Consider the following 17,157-nt stretch of genomic DNA (forward strand, 5'->3'; position numbering starts at 1 on the left):
CCCTGACGCGCCCGGCCACCCCGGGCGCGTCAGCAACCGTCAGCACGACGCGGTGCGTTTCGCGCACTGCGCAGGAGGGCCAGGGTGTGCACGAGGGAGAAGCGGCGGGTGCCGCGGCCCAGGTCGTCCCACGGCTTCTTCCACGGCATGCGGCGGGCGACGTCCCAGGCGGTCGAGCCGGCCGACATGAGGTCGCGGACCCGGTCGACCTCGGCCTGGTGGAAGGCCTTGAGCTGTTCGGCGCGGGCGGCGACGTCGTGGTACGGGAACTGGTGGGCCGGGCAGGCGACGGTGGCGCCGAGGTCGCGGATGCGGTCCAGGGACGCGAACAGGTCCCCGGCGGGATCGTCGCCGGGGCGGCTGACGATGGCGAGCTGGGTCGGGCCCTCCGCCATCATCGTGTCGCCGGTGAAGACCAGGCCGCGGGTGTCGTAGTAGACGGTGTGCCCGTATGTGTGGCCCGGGGTGGGCACGGCGCGGATCGTCACGTCGCCGAAGTCGAGGTCGAGGTCGGCGCCGGGCAGCGTGGCGTCCAGGCGCAGCGTCTCGTGGTGCTCGGCGACCTTCACCGCGTCGGCGTACATGCCGTCCACGACGTCCTGCGGCGCGCCGGTGAGGTCCAGAGCGGTGCCGAGCTGGTCGAGGAACGCGCCGCGGACCCGGTGCATCGCGGCGAAGTCGTCGGCGGCGCCCATCAGCACCCGGGCGCCGGACGCGGCGCGGACCCGGTCGGCGAAGCCGACGTGGTCGGGGTGGTTGTGGGTGATGAGGACGGTGGAGATCGCCTCGACGGTGCGCCCGATCGCGGTCAGCGACCGCTGGAACGACGCCCAGCACGACGGGTGGTCGTAGCCGGCGTCGATCAGGATCAGGCCCGCGTGGGACTCGATCAGGAACACGGTGACGGCCCGCAGCGCGCTGCCGTGCAGGGGCACCGCGACGGCCCAGACACCCTCGATGACCTGGGCGGGAGCCGGCACCTCACGGGCGCGGTAGCTGGCGGCGTACGCCTCGCTCACGGGTATGGACATCGTGGGGGAGCTCCCTTACTGTTGGGCAACAACATACCGGATGGTCGGAATTTAGTTCAAGGAGTCCGATGACGGAGGACCGGACCGGTTTCCGGCTGTGGGCAGCCGCCGAACCGGACTTGTGCGCGATCGTGACCGCCGATGACCGGCGGATCTCCTACGGTGAGCTGTTCGCCGAGGTCAACCGGCTCTCGCACGGCCTGCGGACCCGTGCGGGCCTGCGGGTCGGCGACACCGTCGCGGCGGTGATGACCAACAGCCCCGGCATGGTGGCGCTGTACCTCGCCGCGATGCAGTCCGGCCTGTACCTGGTGACGCTCAACTACCACCTGACCGAGCCCGAGGTCGCCTACATCCTCGCCGACAGCGGCGCCAAGGTCGTCGTCTGCTCGGAGCGGGTCGACGACGTGGTCAAGGCCGCCGCCCCGGCCGGGGTCCGCGTGTACGTCGACGGCAAGGACCTCGCCGAGCTCACCGCCGGCATGCCCGACACCAGCCCGCGGGACACCCCGGCCGGCTCGCTGATGATGTACACCTCCGGCACCACCGGCCGTTCCAAGGGCGTGAAGCGCCCGCTCAGCGGGATCGACGCGGACGCCGGCGCGCGCACCTACGTGTGGCTGTTCAACGAGTTCGGGATGCAGCGGTCCGCGTTCGCGTCGTGGCTCGTCTCGGCGCCGCTCTACCACTCCGCCAACATCACCCCGGCGATGGGCGCGCTGCACGCCGGCGGCACCCTGGTCCTGATGGACGGCTGGACCCCGGAGGGGTTCCTGCGCCGGGTCCAGGACCAGCGCGTCACCGGCACGAGCATGGTGCCGACGCACTTCTACCGGCTGCTGCAGCTGCCCCGCGAGACGCGTGAGCGCTACGACATCTCCTCGATCGCCTACGTGCTGCACGGTGCCGCGCCGTGCCCGCGGGAGGTGAAGCAGCGGATCCTCGACTGGTTCGGACCCGTCGTGTACGAGTACTACGGCTCGACCGAGGTCGGCACCACCGTCGCCCGGCCGCACGAGTGGCTGGCCCATCCCGGCACGGTCGGGCGGCCCGCCTCGATCTCGACCCTGAAGATCCTCGACGAGCAGGGCCTCGAGGTCCCCGTCGGGCAGACCGGCATCGTGTACATGCGTCAGGGCAACGACAAGGTCGAGTACCACAACGACCCGGGCAAGACCGACGGCGCCCGCCGCGACGGCCTGATGACCGTCTGGGACGTCGGGCACGTCGACGAGGACGGCTTCCTCTACATCACCGGCCGGGCCGCCGAGCTGATCCTGGTCGGCGGGGTCAACGTCTACCCGGCCGAGATCGAGGCGACGCTGCTCACCCACGACTGGGTCGCCGACGCCGCCGTCATCGGCGCGCCCGACCCCGAGTTCGGCGAGGTGCCCCAGGCGCACATCGCGCTGCTGGACGGCGCACCCGACCGGGAGACCGTCGTGGCGGCGCTGCGGGCGCACCTGGAGACCCGGCTGGCGAAACCGAAGCGCCCCCGCACCTACGTGCTGCACGAGGCGCTGCCGCGGGATCCCAACGGCAAGTTGTACAAGACCCGGCTCACCCCGGCAGAGGAGGTCTCCGCCAATGGACTTCGATGACAGCGACACCGACCTGGCGTTCCGGCGGGAGGCCGACGGCTGGCTCGACGAGGCGCTGCGCGACGTGCCGGACCAGGAGGACCTGACCCAGGAGCAGCGCGAGCACTGGTCGCGGGTCTGGCAGGACCGGCTGTGCGCCGGCAACTGGGCCGGACTGTCGTGGCCGGCCGAGCACGGCGGCCGCGGCCTGGACTCCCTCGCGCAGGCGATCTTCAACGAGGAGGCCGCCGTCCGCGGCGCGCCCTACCCGCTCAACGGCGTCGGCATGATGCTGGCCGGGCCGACGATCATCGCGCACGGCACCCGCGAGCAGCAGGCCCGGCACCTGCCCGGCATCCTGCGCGGCGACGAGTACTGGTGCCAGGGCTTCAGCGAACCCGGCTCCGGCTCCGACCTGGCCAGCCTGCGCACCGCCGCGACGAAGGTGGACGGCGGCTGGCTCGTCAACGGCTCGAAGATCTGGACCTCGAACGCGCACAACGCCAGCAAGTGCCTGCTGCTGGCCCGTACCGACGCCGCCGCGCCGAAACATCAGGGCATCAGCTACCTGCTGGCCCCGATGGACCGGTTCACCGTGCGGTCCCTCGTCATGATCAACGGGGACACCGAGTTCAACGAGATGTTCCTGGACGACGTGTTCGTGCCCGACGAGGACGTGCTCGGCGGGGTTGGCAACGGCTGGAAGGTCGCGCTCACCACCTTGGCGTTCGAGCGCGGCAGCATGGCGCTGAACCTGTGGGTGTGGGCCCGGCAGGCGGTCGACCGGGTCATCGACGTCGCCGTCGAGCGGGGCGTGGCGGGGGACAGCGCGTTCCTGGACACCGTGGGGCAGCTGCAGTGCGACGCCGAGGCGGTCCGGATCGGCTCGATGCGGATGCTCGGCGAGACCCAGGCCGGCGGCGTCCCCGGCCCGGAGACCTCGGCGCTCAAGAGCCTGTGGGCCGGGGTCGTGCAGAACGCCAACCGGCTCGCCGTGCAGCTCGACGAGAGCGGCGGGGTGCTGCTGGACGGGCCGGGCGCCGCCGCCCGGATGCGCCGCTACCTGCGCGCCCGCGCGCACACCATCGAGGGCGGCACCGAGGAAGTCCAGAAGTCGATCCTCGCGGAGCGGGTGCTCAACCTGCCGCGGTCACGCTGAGCGGAGCCCTGCCATGCGCGCGACATTCACCCAGGAACAACTGGAGATCGCCAAGACCGTCCGGTCCCTCGCCGAGGGGGAGGGGGTCACCGCCCGCACCGCCCTGGACGCCGGCTGGCGGGCGCCGGCATGCGACGGCCCGCTGCTCCGCGACTTCGGCCTCCTCGGGGTGCCGGAGCTGGCCGGTGGCATCGGCTCGGACCTCATCGACCTGCTCGTCGCCGTCGAGGTCCTCGGCGAGCACCTGGTGCCGAGCCGGTTCCCGGCGCACGCGGCCGCGGTGCAGCTGCTCAGCGGATCCCTGGTGCCCGAGGACGTCCTGTCGGGGGAGCGGGTGCTCACGCCGGTGATGGACGCGTTGGTGCGGTTCGCGGCGCAGGCCGACGGCTTCGCGGTGCTCCTGCCCGACGGGGTGGGGATCGCCGCCGCCGAGGGGATCGTCGCGCGGCAGTCCCTCGACCCGTCGGTGCCGCTGTCCGACGTGACGCTGACCGGGCCGGACGACAAGACCCCGGCCGGCGCCGGGCCGTGGCGGGCCACCCTGGTCGTGGCCGCCGAACTGTGCGGGGTCGCGCAGGGCGCCATCGACCTCGCCGCCGGGCAGGCCCGCACCCGCGAGCAGTTCGGCCGGGTCATCGGCTCCTACCAGGGGGTCGCGTTCCAGCTCGCCGAGGCCGCCACGGCGCGCAAGGCGGCCTGGGACCTCACCCTGTACGCCGGTTGGGCGGTCGACAACGGCCGCGCCGACGCGGAGATCCAGGTGCACGCCGCCAAGGCCGCGGCGGGCCGGGCCGCGGTCTTCGCCGCCGAGCGCTGCATCCAGGTGCACGGCGGCATGGGCATCACCATGGAGGCGGACCCGCACCTGTTCCTGCGCCGCGCGCTGGTGCTCGACGCGGTGCTCGGCACCGGCGCCTGGCACCGCCGCCGGGTCGGCGCCCTGCGGGTGCAGTCCCGCCTCGCATAGGCGTCCTGGCCTCTGCGTTTGTCTTGCGGAGTCCAGTCCGGTGGCAGTAACATACCGGCTGGTCGGAATAAACGAGGAGAGATCGTGAAGTTCGGCATCATGAACCTGTTCCCGGTGAACGAGGGCACCTCGGACCACCAGGTGCTGCGGGAGACGCTCGACGAGATCCAGCTGGCCGACGAGCTCGGCTTCGACTCGATCTGGCTGGCCGAGCACCACTTCTCCAAGTACGGCATCCTCGGCAGCCCGATCAACTTCGGCATGGCCGTCGCGGAGCGGACCAAGCGCATCACCATCGGCACCGCCGTGCTCGTGCTGCCGCTGCACCACCCGCTGCGCCTCGCCGAGGACATCGCCGCCCTCGACGTGCTCAGCGGCGGCCGGGTGTCCATCGGCGTCGGCCGCGGCTACCAGCCGTCGGAGTTCGCCGGCTTCGGCGTGCCCCTGGAGGAGTCGAAGCAGCGTTACCAGGAGAGCCTGGAGATCCTGCGGCTCGCCCTGTCGCAGGAGAACTTCTCCTACCACGGCGAGATCTTCCACTACGACAACATCACCACCTACCCGCGGCCGTTCACCCCCGGCGGGCCGCCGATCCTGCAGGGCACCGTCTCCCCGGACAGCTTCCGCGAACGCGGCGCCGTCGGGGAGTCGATCATCACCTCGCCGAACTTCACCCCGCTGGGCATCATGCAGAAGAACTTCGCCCTGTACCAGCAGGCCATGCGCGACAATGGCCACGACATCGCCACCTACGACCTGCCGTTCATGCAGCAGGTGTGGTGCGGCGACGGTGAGGCGGGCCTGCGCCAGGCCGCCCAGGCCGCGATGCAGTACTACAAGTCCGTCGGCAAGGTCATCCCAGGCTCGGAGGAGGCGATCGAGAAGGAACGCGCCTACTACGCGGCGGTCGCCAAGAACATCGAGCTGCTCACCCTGGAGCAGACCCTCACCCACGGCGGCAACTTCGGCTCCGCGCAGCAGGTCATCGACACCATCGAGATGCTGCGCGAACAGCTCGGCATCAACCACTACATCGGCTGGCTGCGGATCCCGACGCTGGACCGCGCCGCCGCGCTGCGCTCCATGGAGGAGTTCGCCGCGAAGGTGATCCCGCACTTCCGCGCCCAGGCACGCACCAAGACCGCGGCGGTCGTCGGGTGAGGATCAGCTGCTTCCTGAGCGCCCAGTTCGACCCGGCAGCGTCCGCCACCGCCGGCCTCGACGACGTGCTCGCCCAGGCCGCCGCCGCCGAGGCGGCCGGGTTCCACGCCGTCTACCTCGGCCACCACTACCTGGCCAAGTCGGCGTTCGTCCAGCCGGTCCCCCTGGCGGGCTACCTCGCCGCGGCCACCAGCCGGGTCCGGATCGGCTTCGGCGTCCTGCTCGCCCCGCTGCTCAACCCGATCGCGCTCGCCGAGGACCTCGCCACGCTGGACGTGCTGACCCGCGGCCGGCTCACCGTCGGCCTCGGCGCCGGCTACCGCAAACGCGAGACCGCCGCCTTCGGTGTCGCGTGGGACGACCGGCTGCGCCGGCTCAGCGACTACGTCCCGCTGCTGCGGGCCCTGTGGCGCGGCGAGACCCTCGACGCCGCCGGCAGCTGGGGCGAGGTCCCCGGCGCCTCCCTGGCCCTGCGCCCCGCGCAGCCCGGCGGGCCGCCGCTGTGGATCGGCGCGTTCGCCGAGGCCGCCGTGCGCCGCGCCGCCCGCCTCGACACCCCGTGGCTCATCGGCCCGAAGGGCGACGACGCCGAACTCGCCCGGCTGCTCGGCGTCTACCGCGACACCCTCGCCGAACACGGCCACAGCCCTTCGCGGGACTACCCGATGAGCCGGGAGGCGTGCGTCGGCGACACCTACGCGGCCGCCGTCGCCGCGGTCCGGCCGCACCTGCAGCGCCAGTACGCCGGCTACAAGTCCTGGGACGACGCCCAGGCCATCGACGTGGACCGGTACCTCGCGGAGGACTGCCTGGTCGGGTCCGCGGACGAGATCGTGACGAAGCTGCACCGCTGGGAGACCGAGCTCGGCATCACCGAGGTGTCGCTGCGGCACCAGTTCGTCGGCGCCGGCCAGGACGAGGCCATGGAGCAGCTCGCCCGCTTCGGCGCCGAGATCATCCCGCGGGTCAGTGCGGGGGCGCCGCGATGACCAACCTCGCCCGCATCCTCGAAGGCCGCGCCGCCGACCGGCCGCAGGTGACCGCCCTGCACGGCGACGACGGCCGGTCCTGGACGTTCGAAGAGGTCGACCGGCTCGCCGGTGGTGTCGCCGCCGCCCTGCGCGCCGAAGGAGTGGCTGCGGGGGACCGGGTCGCCTGCTACCTCACCAACGGACCCGAGATCGTCTTCTTCCTGTTCGGCGCCTGGAAGATCGGCGCCGTCCCGGTCACCGTCAGCAGCCTGTACAACACCGCCGAGCTCACCGAGTCCCTCGCCAAGAGCCGGCCGCGGCTGCTGCTCGTCGACGAGCGCCGGCCCGAGATCGTCGCGGCGTATCTGGCGCAGGACGCGGCCGTGGCGGTCCGCGCCGTCGGCGGGCCGGTCGAAGGGGTGCCGGACCTGGTGTGGCGGCGGCAGGTCAGCGTCCCCGCCGTGGACGTCGCCGAGGACGCCGAGGCCTGCATCCTGTCCACCGGCGGCACCACCGGCCGGCCGAAGTCGGTCCGGGTCACCCACGGCGGCACCCGCGCCTCCCTGGAACGCCTCGCCAGGGTCTCCACGGGCAGTGACGCCGAAGGTACCGCCGCCGGCGACGCCAAGGCGAACCTCATCGCGCTGCCGTTGTTCCACAGCGGGGGCCAGCACTCGCTGCTCTTCGCGTTCTTCGTCGGCCGGCCCGCGGTGGTCTGGGAACGCTTCGGCGTCGACCGGCTCGCCGAGCTCATGGACCGGTTCGCCTTCGACAACTTCTTCTTCCTGCCGACCATGGTCTACGACATCGTCCACGCGGAGCGGGACCTGCCGTTCCAGGGCGTGAAGTCGGTCCTGGTGGCCGGGCAGGCGATCTCGTGGCCGGTCCGGCGCGCCTTCGAGGAGCGCTACCGGGTGCCGATCCTGGTCAACTACGGCTCGACCGAGGCCGGTCACATCGCCGGCTGGAACAGCCGGGACATGAAGGCCGGCCGATGGAAGCCCGGCTCCGCCGGCCGCGTCTACCCTGGTGTCGACCTGGAGATCCGCGACGGCGACGGCACGGCCCTGCCGACCGGCGCCGAGGGTGAGGTGGTCGTGCGTTCCGAACTCACCAAGGGCTACGTCGAGGACGCCGAGGCGTCCCGCGAGCTGGTCCGCGACGGCTGGGTGCACACCGGCGACATGGGTTACGTCGACGCCGACGGTGTGCTGTTCCTGGTCGGGCGCAAGCGGGACATGATCAAATGTGGTGGGTTCCAGGTGTGGCCCGAGGAGATCGAGGACGAGCTGCGGGAGCACCCGCTCGTTCATGATGTGCGGGTGCTCGGCCGGCCCGACGACCGGCTCGGCGAGATCCCGGTGGCGCTCGTCGTGCGCGCCGAGGACAACACCATCGCCGACGACGACCTCGCCCAACGGCTCGTCGCGTTCGCCCGGGAGCGCCTCGCCCACTTCAAGACCCCACGACGGATCGAGTTCGTGCCCGCCCTGGAACGCAGCACCACCGGCAAGATCAGCCGGGCCGCCGCAGAGGAGCACCGATGAAGTTCGGGATCATGGCGTCGCACCAGTACCCGCACGGCGACGACCTCGGCAAGCACCTCAGCGACCTGTTCGGCACCGTCGAACTGGCCGCCGAACTCGGCTACGACTCGGTCTGGACCATCAACCACTTCCAGTCCAACCTCAACACCCCGCAGCCGATCTCGATGACCGCGAGCCTCATCCCGCGCTCCGGCGACATGCTCATCGGCACCGGCATCCTGCTGCTGCCGATGTTCCACCCGGCGCACATCGCCGAGGAGTTCGCCACCCTCGATCACCTGTCCGGCGGCCGGGTCGTCCTCGGCGTCGGCGCCGGCTACCGCGACAACGAGTTCGCGGCGTTCGGCATCGACCCGGAGACCCGCTTCCGCCGCCTGGACGAGAGCCTGCGGCTCATCCGGGCACTGTGGAGCGGGGAACCGGTCACCAGCGACGGCGAGTTCTACCCGCAGACCGGCGCCACCATCGGCATCCGGCCGCTGACCCCGGGCGGGCCGCCGATCTGGATCGGCGCCGGCGGCAAGAAGGCCGTCCGGCGGGCCGCCCGGCTCGGCGACGCCTGGTACGCGCCCGGCAACTCGCCCAGTAAACGGTTTCTGCCCGAGCACCTTGCCGTCTACAACGACGCCCTCGCTGAGTACGGCCGCGACGTCTCCAGGATCTCGCGGCCCGTCGGCGTCGAGCTGTACTGCGCGCCGAGCACGGAACGGGCCGTCGAGGAGGCGTTGCCGCACGCCCGGGTCGAGTACTCCACCTACGCGGAGTACCCGGCGCTGCGGTGGCAACGCGACCGGTTCGACGAGCTGGTCCGCAACACGCTGCTGCTCGGCTCGCCCGAGTTCCTCATCGAACGCATCAGCGCCCTGCGCGACCTGGGCTTCGACCATCTCATCTTCCGGCCCGGCTGGCTCGGCATGCCCACCGAGCAGGTCCGCGCCTCGCTGCGCTTGTTCGCCTCCGAAGTGTTCCCCGCTTTTCGTCGTCAGTAAGGAATCGCCGTGAAGAAGACCGAAGCCGAGCTCCTGGAAAACCAGTGGGACGTCGAGAACATGGAGGTCGACCCGGAGGTCCTCGCCAAGTACGTCCGCTACGACGTCGACGAGGCGCGGTCCGTCGCCACCATCACCTTCGACCGCCCGGACCGGCTCAACGCGATCCCGGTCGCCGCGTTCGAGCGGGTCGGCGACCTGGTCCGGGAGGCCGAGGCCGACGACCGGGTCAAGGTGATCGTGTTCAAGGGCGAGGGCGAGCACTTCGGCACCGGCGCGGACGCCGCCGAACTCGGCCACTACATCGGCTACAGGTCCGGCACCGACAAGGCGTCGCGGCGCCGCCCCGCGCAACGGCAGCGCATCCTGCCCGACCGCAACGTCCTCAGCTCCGGCTTCACCCGGCCGATCATCGAGTCGCTGAAGGCCACCATCTGCCAGGTCCAGGGGTACTGCTACGGCGGGCACTTCCAGATCGCGCTGTCCGCGGACATCGTCATCGCCGCGCCCGACGCCCGCTTCACCCATCCGGCGTTCCGCTACCTCGGCCCGGCCCCGCAGGACATGTACCACTGGATCGAGAAGGTCGGCCTGACCACGATGAAGGACGTCATGCTCACCATGCGCGCCATCGGCGCCGAGGAGGGCGAGCGCAAGGGTCTGGTCACGAAGGTCGTCCCGCGCGAGGACCTGCAGCGCTGGGTCGACGACTACACCGACGCGATCGCCGTGATGCCCCTGGACTCGCTGATGATGGGCAAGTCGATGATGCAGGTCGTGATGGAGGCCCGCGGCAAGGGACTCGGCGCGATGACCGGCTGGGTCGGGCACGGCTGGGCCACCAACGTCAGCTTCGACGAAGGCGACTGGAACTTCCTCAAGGAGCGCCGTGAGAAGGGCATCCGGCAGGCCCTCGAGGACCGGGACCGGATGGTCGCGCCCTACTTCCGGCTCAGCGAGTCGCGGTCACAAGAGGATCCCGCGTGAAGTTCGGCATCCTGCTGGACCACCAGTACGAGCCCGGCGACGACCTGCACCGGCGCACCGGCGAGATCGTCGAGTACGTCCAGCACGTCCGCGACCTCGGCTACGACTCGGTCTTCGGCATCCACCACTACCTGTCGTCGCTGTCCACGCCGCAGCCGCTGCCGCTGCTGTCGCGCCTGATCGACCACTCCGGCACGATGGAACTCGGCACCGGCATCCTCATCCTGCCGCTCGGGCACCCCGTGCACTGGGCCGAGGAGATCGCCACCATCGACCAGATGTCCGGCGGCCGGTTCGTCCTGGGCATCGGCTCCGGCTACCGCGACGACGAGTTCGCCTCGTTCGGCATCGAACGACGTACCCGGGTGTCCCGGATGAACGAGGCACTCGACGTGATGCGGCAGCTGTGGACCGGCGCACCGGTCACCCACAAGGGTAAGCACTTCGAGCTCGACGGGGTGACGTGCAGCGTCCTGCCGGTGCAGCGGCCGCACCCGCCGGTGTGGGTCGGCGCCAACGGCCCGATCGGCATCGCCCGGATCGCGAACCAGGGGCTGCCGTGGCTCGCCCCGTCCAATGTGCGCCGCAACTGGGCGGTCGGCAACCTGGCCGACTACCGGCGCCTTCGTTCAGCAGCGGGCTTCTCCGAGGACGGCGCGGTCTTCCCGATCCACCGGGACCTGTGCGTCGCCGACTCGTTCGACGACGCCTACGCCATCGCCGGCGAGGCGGTCCAGCGCTCCTACGGCGAGTACGTCCAGTACGGCATGGACTACTTCGAGACGCAGTGGGAGGGCATCAAGGAAAAGGCGCTGTTCTTCGGCTCGCCCGACGACATCGCCGCGAAGGTGCGCGACTTCGCCGACGCCGGCTTCAACCACTTCGTCTTCCGGGCCCAGTGGCTCGGGCTGCCCATCGCCCGCTCGATCGAGATCGTCGAGCGGTTCGCCCGCGAGGTCATGCCGAGGTTCCGCCCATGAAGATCGGTCACATCATCGTCCCCGCCGCCTCGCTGGACGAGCAGCTGGCGTTCTACACGCACCTCGGGCTGACGATCCGGTTCCGCGACGGTGACCGGTACGCCGCGGTCACCGACGGCGCGGTCACCATCGGCCTCGCGGACGCCTCGCAGCAGCCGGTGCCACAGACCGTGCTGAGCATCCAGGTCGACGACCTCGCCGCGCTCGGCTACACCGGTGAGGACGTGGTGACCGGACCGCACGAACGGCGGGTGCTGATCACCGACCCGGGCGGCAACCCGGTCGTGCTGTACGAACGGCTGCCATGACCGTCACTTTTTCTGGAGGAGATCCGGTGGACCTCAGTAACACCGCCGCCATCGTCACCGGTGCCGCGTCCGGTCTCGGCGCGGCCACGGCGGCCGCGCTCACCGCGGCCGGGGCGACCGTGCACGGCTTCGACCTGAAGGGCGCCATCGACGTCGACGTGACGGATCCTTCCGCGGTCCGGGATGCCGTCGCGGTCGCGGCTGGTGGCCCCGCACCGCTGCGGGTCGTGGTGAACTGCGCCGGGATCGCCCCGTCGGCCCGGATCGTCGGCCGCGCCGGCGTGCACGACCTCGCCATGTACGCGAAGGTCGTGCAGGTGAACCTGATCGGCACGTTCAACGTCATGGCCCTGGCCGCCGAACGGATGGCGGCGACGGCACCCGACGCGCACGGGCAGCGGGGCGTGATCGTGAACACCGCGTCCGTCGCCGCGTACGACGGCCAGATCGGCCAGGCCGCCTACGCCTCGTCGAAGGGTGGCATCGCCGCCCTGACCCTGCCCGCCGCCCGCGACCTCGCCCAGCACGGCATCCGGGTCATGACGATCGCCCCGGGCATCATGTCCACGCCGATGCTGGAGACCGTCTCGGAGGAGTACCGCGCCGGCCTCGCCGCCGGTGTGCCCTTCCCGGCCCGCCTCGGCACCCCGGCCGAGTACGCCGCCCTGGTGCTGTCCATCGTCGCCAACGACTACCTCAACGGTGAGGTCATCCGCCTGGACGGTGCCCTGCGGATGGCGCCCCGCTGACCGGTCGCGGCGGTCAGCCCGGCACGGCCCGCAACGACCAGCCGGCGTCGCCCTGGTCGAGCAGCGCGGCCAGCCACGGCAGCAGTTCGGCCAGTTCGTCGATCACGGCCTTGGGGGCGTTGGCGACGGCCAGGCCGGACCCGCTCAGCCACCGGCCGGCCGCGACCGGTTGCACCCGCAGTTCGGCGCAGTGCAGGCGGGCGGGGTGGCTGTCGCGCAGCGACCGGTGGAACGCGGTGAGGTCGAGTCCGTGCTCGATCGGGTACCAGACGGCGACCACCGCGTCGGGTGCCGCGCGGACCGCGTCCCGCATGAGTGCGACCGCCCGCTCGGGATCGTCGGCGGACCGGTAGGGCGGGTCGACCAGCAGCACGTGGCCGGTCGGCGTCGCCGGTCGCGCGCCGAGCACCTGCCAACCGTCGGCGAGGACGGCGGTGACCCGGCGGTCCCCGCGGTAGTTGTCCCGCAGCAGCGCGCCGACCTCGGGCTGGTTCTCGCACAGCACCAGGCTGTCGTGCGGTCCGGTCAGCCGTCGGGCGACCTCGGGTGAGCCCGGGTAGTAGCGCAGCACGCCGTCGGGGTTGAGTTCCCGTATGCAGGTGAGGTAGTCCCCGCAGGCGTCGGGTGCGTCGGTGGCCTGCCAGAGCCGGCCGATGCCCTGCGTCCACGCGCCGGCCGCGACGTCACCCGTGGCGGTCAGGTCGTAGAGCCCGCTGCCGGCATGACTGTCCACATAGGTCAGTCCGGGCCCGGCGGTCCGCGGCGCGTGCCGCAGCAGCCGGCTGAGGACGAGGTGTTTGAACACGTCGCCGTGGTTGCCGGCGTGGGTGGAGTGCCGGTAGCGCATGGGGGCGGGCGTGGCCGTCATCGCAGCGCCGCCAGGCGGTCGAAGACGGGACCGAGGCCACGCACGTGGTGTTCGGGGGTGCAGCACCGGTCCAGGAGCTCCTCGTTCAGCGCGATGTCCAGTTCCTTCGCCTGCCGGCGCAGCACGTCCCGCCACGGCAGGCGGTCCTGCCAGGATTGCCGGGCCGAGGTCTGCACCAGCGCGTAGGCCTGCTCGCGGGGCCGACCGTCGGCGATCAGCGCGAGCAGCGCCGTGGAGCTGTAGACGAGGCCTCCGGTCAGGTCGACGTTGGCCGACATCCGCTCCTTGTCGACCACCAGGTCGCGCATGGTGGTGGCGGTCGCGTGCAGCAGATAGTCGGTGAGCACGGCGGCGGTGGGCAGCGCGATGCGTTCGACGCTGGAGTGGGAGATGTCCCGCTCGTGCCACAGCGCGATGCCCTCCATGACCGGGACCGCCTGGGCCCGCACGATCCGGGCCAGCCCGCAGATCCGCTCGGACGTCACCGGGTTGCGCTTGTGCGGCATGGCGCTGGAACCCTTCTGCCCGTCGGCGAAGCGCTCGCTGAGTTCGCCCACCTCGGTGCGCTGGCCGTGCCGGATCTCCACCGCGATCGCCTCGCAGACGGTCGCCAGGACGGTGAGGGCGTTGACCCAGGCGGCCACGTTGTCGCGCAGGTACACCTGCGTCGCGGTGTCGGCGGGCCGCAGTCCGAGCGCGGCCGCCGCGCGGCTCTCGACCGGGGCCGGGATCGAACTGTAGGTGCCGACGGGGCCGGACAGCTTGGCGACCGCGACCGCGTCGGCGGCCTGGCGCAGCCGGTCGCGTGAGCGGGCGACGGCGAAGGCAAAGTCGGCGACGCGATGGCCCCACACCGTCGGTTCGCCGTGGATGCCGTGGGTGCGGCCCACCCGCACGGTGCCGCGGTGGGCCAGGCCGTGGTCGCGCAGCACGGCGACGAGGGTGTCGGCCTTGCGCAGCAGGATGTCGCTCGCCTCGACGAGCTGCAGCGACAGCGCGGTGTCGACGAGGTCCGAGGAGGTCATGCCGAAGTGGATGTAGGCCGCGGCCTCGGGTGGTTCGACCCGCCGCGACCAGGCGGTGAGGAAGGCGATGACGTCGTGCCGGGTCACCGCCTCGCAGGCCGCGACGGCCTCCGGGGGCGGCGCCGGCGTGCGGCCCACGGGGTCCACGACCCACTCGGGCACCTCGCCGAGTGCGGCCTGCGCGCGGAGCACCTCGGTTTCGACGCGCCGCCACAGCTCGAATCTGTGCTCGTCGGAGAAGACCCGGCTGATCTCGGGCAGGGCATAGCGTTCCAGCATTTTCGCAGCTCCCCCGTGGAACTGTCCGATCGGCACGGACGCCGCGACGGCGCCGTGTGGTGTTGCCTGTCGCCGTCACCGGATTCTGCCGGGCGGCGGCAGTCGATTCTGTACGTGGCATTGTCGCCCGTGCATGAAGATCCCATATTCTGGTCGCTCCTCGCATCGCGACTTCCCGATGCGTGGATCTTCCGATACGGTTCGACCGTCAGTCGTTCCGGCCGAGATATCGACTCCTGGGAGAGCGGTTTCTCGCACGACTGAGTCACCTGTCCCGGATCCGGACATCCAATCCTGGAGGTCCTCGGGCCAGGTACACCTGCTGTTCAGGTGTGACGGGTTGCCATGGCTGCCGACCCGCAACCTGCATGTCACGGCAGTGTTGTGAAATCGCTCTCACAACTTGATGCAAAAAGGATGGTCGATGCACGGCTACGGGGGCCGGGGATCTGTCATGCATGACAGTCCCCTCATGAATCATGCTTTCTCTCTGGGACATGTCGATGACATCGACGCACCGCTGCTGGCCTATATGCGGGCCAGACGCCGGCGCGAACGTCTCGCCGTGGTCTTCCGCGACGGCGTGCCACGCGCGACCCGCGCGCAGACCACCTGGGTGGGCGATCTGCAGCAGGGAGACGGCGGCAAGGGCGCGATGACCGACCGCCTGGCCCGCACCCACGACGTGATCGTCCGCGTCCAGGGTGGCGACAACGCCGGACACACCACCGTCTTCCTCGACGCGGACGGGCGCGAGGTGACGGTCAAGAACCACATCATCCCCTCCGGGATGCGGCATCCCGGAACCATCGGCATCCTCGGCAACGGCGTGCTGCTCAACGCGGAACGGTTCGGCGAGGAGCTCACCGCGTTCGGGCCGGTCATGCCCGACATCGCCGACCGCGTGTTCGTCAGCGGCCGGGCGCACCTGATCCTGCCGCTGCACCGGTTCGTGGACGCCCGCGAGGAGGGCCTGAAGGAACGCCGCGGCGACGCCATCGGCACCACCCGGCGCGGCGTCGGCCCGGCGAACATCAGCAAGGTCAACCGGGTGGGTATCCGGGTCACCGACCTGCGCGACTGGTCCGCCGTGGAGAACCGGGTCCGCGCCAACGTCGACTTCTTCGATCTGGACGCCGAGCACGCCGAGGCGAACCTGAGCTGGCTGGACCAGCACAAGAAGCTCCTCCTCGACCGTGAGGTCGACTCGGTCAGGCTCATCGACGACCTGGTCGGCAGCGGCCTGTCGGTGCTGTTCGAGGGCGCGCAGGGGCCGGTCATCGACCTGGAGCACGGCATCTATCCGTACGTCACGACCGCGCCGACGGCCGCCTACTCGGTCGCCTCCGGCGCCGGGTTCGACCTGGCCCGCATCGACCACCGCGTCGGCGTGCTGAAGGTCTACCAGACCATGGTCGGCAACGGCGCGTTCGTCTCCGAGGACCACGCCGAACTGGGCACCCGGCTGCGGGCGGCCGGCGCCGAGTTCGGCACCACCACCGGCCGCGCCCGCCGCTGCGGCTGGCTGGACCTGGTGCACGCCCGCTGGGCCGCGGAGCTCAACGGCTTCACGTCGGTGGTGCTGACGAAGCTGGACTGCCTCGACGAGTTCGAGCAGGTCGGCGTCTGCGTGGCCTACGAACGCGACGGCGAACTGATCACCGAGTTCGCGCCGGAGCACGCCGAGCTGAGCCGGAGCCGGCCGGTGTACCGCTACTTCGACGGCTGGCTGAGCTCCACCCGCGCGGCCACGTCGTTCGCCGACCTGCCGGTGCAGGCGCGGGAGTTCGTCGAGTTCATCGCCGCGTACCTGGGCGCCGAGGTGGGCGCGGTCACCACCGGCCCGCGGGACGTGGACATGCTCGTGCGGCCCGGCACGCGCTTCAGCGAGCTGGTGCGGTGATGACGGCGGACGCGCCGCCGGCGCCGCGGCTGGCGCTGCTGGACGTCGACGGCACCCTGACCACGGTGCGGTCCATCTGGCAGTACCTGCTCGAACACCACGGCCGCTGGGCCGGCGAGGGCGAGCGGAACCTGCACCGCTTCCAGTCCGGCGAGCTGACCTACCAGGAGTTCTGTGACCTGGACGCCCAGCTGCTGGCCGGGATGTCATACGCGGGGCTGTGCGAGATCGCCGCCACGGTCCCGCTGCGACCCGGCGTGACGGAGCTGTTCGAGCGGCTGCGCGAGCGGGAGTACCGGATCGTCCTCATCTCCACCGGACTGCGGGTGCTCACCCGGCGGTTCGAGCAGGAGTTCCGGGTCGACTGGTGCGTGGCCAACGACCTCGCCACGGTCGACGGCCTGTGCACCGGCGTCGCGCTCATCGAGGTCGACGAGCACGAGAAGGGCCCGCACGCCAAGCTGGCGCGCGAGCGCTTCGGCGCGGCCCACGTCGTGGCCATCGGCGACTCCGCCGGTGATCTGCCCATGTTCGGCGAGGCCGACCTGTCCATCGCCGTGGGCTGCGCCACCCCCGCCGTGCTGGCCGCGGTGGACGTGCACCTCGACGACGACCTGACCGCCGCATGCCGGTGGCTGTGACCGAGCAGGAAG

At 71.3% G+C, this 17,157-nt stretch carries 16 protein-coding genes; 13 read left to right on the forward strand and 3 right to left on the reverse strand.

What is annotated here, in order from left to right; genetic code table 11:
* Positions 1-29: 29 nt before the first annotated feature.
* Positions 30-1,031 carry an MBL fold metallo-hydrolase gene (locus tag ACFPIJ_RS10550; protein ID WP_380114526.1) on the reverse strand — a complete coding sequence of 334 codons (1,002 nt, stop codon included), beginning with the start codon at positions 1,029-1,031 and terminating at the stop codon, positions 30-32.
* A gap of 68 nt (positions 1,032-1,099) precedes the next feature.
* On the opposite strand from ACFPIJ_RS10550, the gene ACFPIJ_RS10555 reads away from it, so the two are divergent.
* The 11 genes from ACFPIJ_RS10555 to ACFPIJ_RS10605 all read left to right on the forward strand — a co-directional run bounded on the left by ACFPIJ_RS10555 (position 1,100) and on the right by ACFPIJ_RS10605 (position 12,429).
* Positions 1,100-2,632 (forward strand): AMP-binding protein, encoded by a 1,533-nt coding sequence (locus ACFPIJ_RS10555; protein WP_380114527.1) that lies wholly within the window; start codon positions 1,100-1,102, stop codon positions 2,630-2,632.
* Complete coding sequence (locus ACFPIJ_RS10560) at positions 2,619-3,770, forward strand: acyl-CoA dehydrogenase family protein (protein WP_380114528.1); 1,152 nt, start codon at positions 2,619-2,621, stop codon at positions 3,768-3,770. Before ACFPIJ_RS10555 ends, ACFPIJ_RS10560 begins: the two co-directional genes overlap by 14 nt.
* Before the next feature lie 13 nt (positions 3,771-3,783).
* Positions 3,784-4,737 (forward strand): acyl-CoA dehydrogenase family protein, encoded by a 954-nt coding sequence (locus ACFPIJ_RS10565; protein WP_380114529.1) that lies wholly within the window; start codon positions 3,784-3,786, stop codon positions 4,735-4,737.
* Between the two features lie 84 nt (positions 4,738-4,821).
* Positions 4,822-5,898: an LLM class flavin-dependent oxidoreductase gene (locus tag ACFPIJ_RS10570; protein ID WP_380114530.1), complete on the forward strand. Its 1,077-nt coding sequence runs from the start codon at positions 4,822-4,824 to the stop codon at positions 5,896-5,898.
* Positions 5,895-6,887 (forward strand): LLM class flavin-dependent oxidoreductase, encoded by a 993-nt coding sequence (locus ACFPIJ_RS10575; protein WP_380114531.1) that lies wholly within the window; start codon positions 5,895-5,897, stop codon positions 6,885-6,887. Before ACFPIJ_RS10570 ends, ACFPIJ_RS10575 begins: the two co-directional genes overlap by 4 nt.
* A complete protein-coding gene (locus tag ACFPIJ_RS10580; protein ID WP_380114532.1) occupies positions 6,884-8,416 on the forward strand; it encodes a class I adenylate-forming enzyme family protein in 1,533 nt (510 codons plus the stop codon). Before ACFPIJ_RS10575 ends, ACFPIJ_RS10580 begins: the two co-directional genes overlap by 4 nt.
* Positions 8,413-9,405, forward strand: a complete 993-nt coding sequence (locus ACFPIJ_RS10585) for an LLM class flavin-dependent oxidoreductase (protein WP_380114533.1) — start codon at positions 8,413-8,415, stop codon at positions 9,403-9,405. The genes ACFPIJ_RS10580 and ACFPIJ_RS10585 overlap by 4 nt, the downstream gene beginning before the upstream one ends.
* 9 nt (positions 9,406-9,414) lie before the next feature.
* Positions 9,415-10,392 carry an enoyl-CoA hydratase/isomerase family protein gene (locus tag ACFPIJ_RS10590; protein WP_380114534.1) on the forward strand — a complete coding sequence of 326 codons (978 nt, stop codon included), beginning with the start codon at positions 9,415-9,417 and terminating at the stop codon, positions 10,390-10,392.
* A complete protein-coding gene (locus ACFPIJ_RS10595) occupies positions 10,389-11,372 on the forward strand; it encodes an LLM class flavin-dependent oxidoreductase (protein WP_380114535.1) in 984 nt (327 codons plus the stop codon). Before ACFPIJ_RS10590 ends, ACFPIJ_RS10595 begins: the two co-directional genes overlap by 4 nt.
* Complete coding sequence (locus ACFPIJ_RS10600) at positions 11,369-11,680, forward strand: VOC family protein (RefSeq protein WP_380114536.1); 312 nt, start codon at positions 11,369-11,371, stop codon at positions 11,678-11,680. The genes ACFPIJ_RS10595 and ACFPIJ_RS10600 overlap by 4 nt, the downstream gene beginning before the upstream one ends.
* Positions 11,681-11,706: 26 nt before the next feature.
* Positions 11,707-12,429: an SDR family NAD(P)-dependent oxidoreductase gene (locus tag ACFPIJ_RS10605; protein WP_380114537.1), complete on the forward strand. Its 723-nt coding sequence runs from the start codon at positions 11,707-11,709 to the stop codon at positions 12,427-12,429.
* Positions 12,430-12,442: 13 nt separating this feature from the next.
* On the opposite strand, the gene rlmJ is transcribed toward ACFPIJ_RS10605, so the two are convergent.
* Positions 12,443-13,297 carry a 23S rRNA (adenine(2030)-N(6))-methyltransferase RlmJ gene (gene rlmJ / locus ACFPIJ_RS10610; protein ID WP_380114538.1) on the reverse strand — a complete coding sequence of 285 codons (855 nt, stop codon included), beginning with the start codon at positions 13,295-13,297 and terminating at the stop codon, positions 12,443-12,445.
* Entirely contained in the window at positions 13,294-14,601 is a 1,308-nt protein-coding gene (gene purB / locus ACFPIJ_RS10615; protein WP_380114539.1) for an adenylosuccinate lyase, read from the reverse strand. The genes rlmJ and purB overlap by 4 nt, the downstream gene beginning before the upstream one ends.
* A gap of 472 nt (positions 14,602-15,073) precedes the next feature.
* On the opposite strand from purB, the gene ACFPIJ_RS10620 reads away from it, so the two are divergent.
* Both ACFPIJ_RS10620 and ACFPIJ_RS10625 read left to right on the forward strand, forming a co-directional pair.
* Complete coding sequence (locus tag ACFPIJ_RS10620) at positions 15,074-16,504, forward strand: adenylosuccinate synthetase (protein WP_380114540.1); 1,431 nt, start codon at positions 15,074-15,076, stop codon at positions 16,502-16,504.
* Positions 16,504-17,145, forward strand: coding sequence for an HAD family hydrolase (locus ACFPIJ_RS10625; protein ID WP_380114541.1), 642 nt, complete (start codon positions 16,504-16,506; stop codon positions 17,143-17,145). Before ACFPIJ_RS10620 ends, ACFPIJ_RS10625 begins: the two co-directional genes overlap by 1 nt.
* The last annotated feature ends 12 nt before the right edge of the window (positions 17,146-17,157 follow it).

The sequence above is a fragment of the Dactylosporangium cerinum genome (assembly GCF_042653625.1).
In the GTDB taxonomy this organism is placed as follows: Bacteria; Actinomycetota; Actinomycetes; order Mycobacteriales; family Micromonosporaceae; genus Dactylosporangium; species Dactylosporangium cerinum.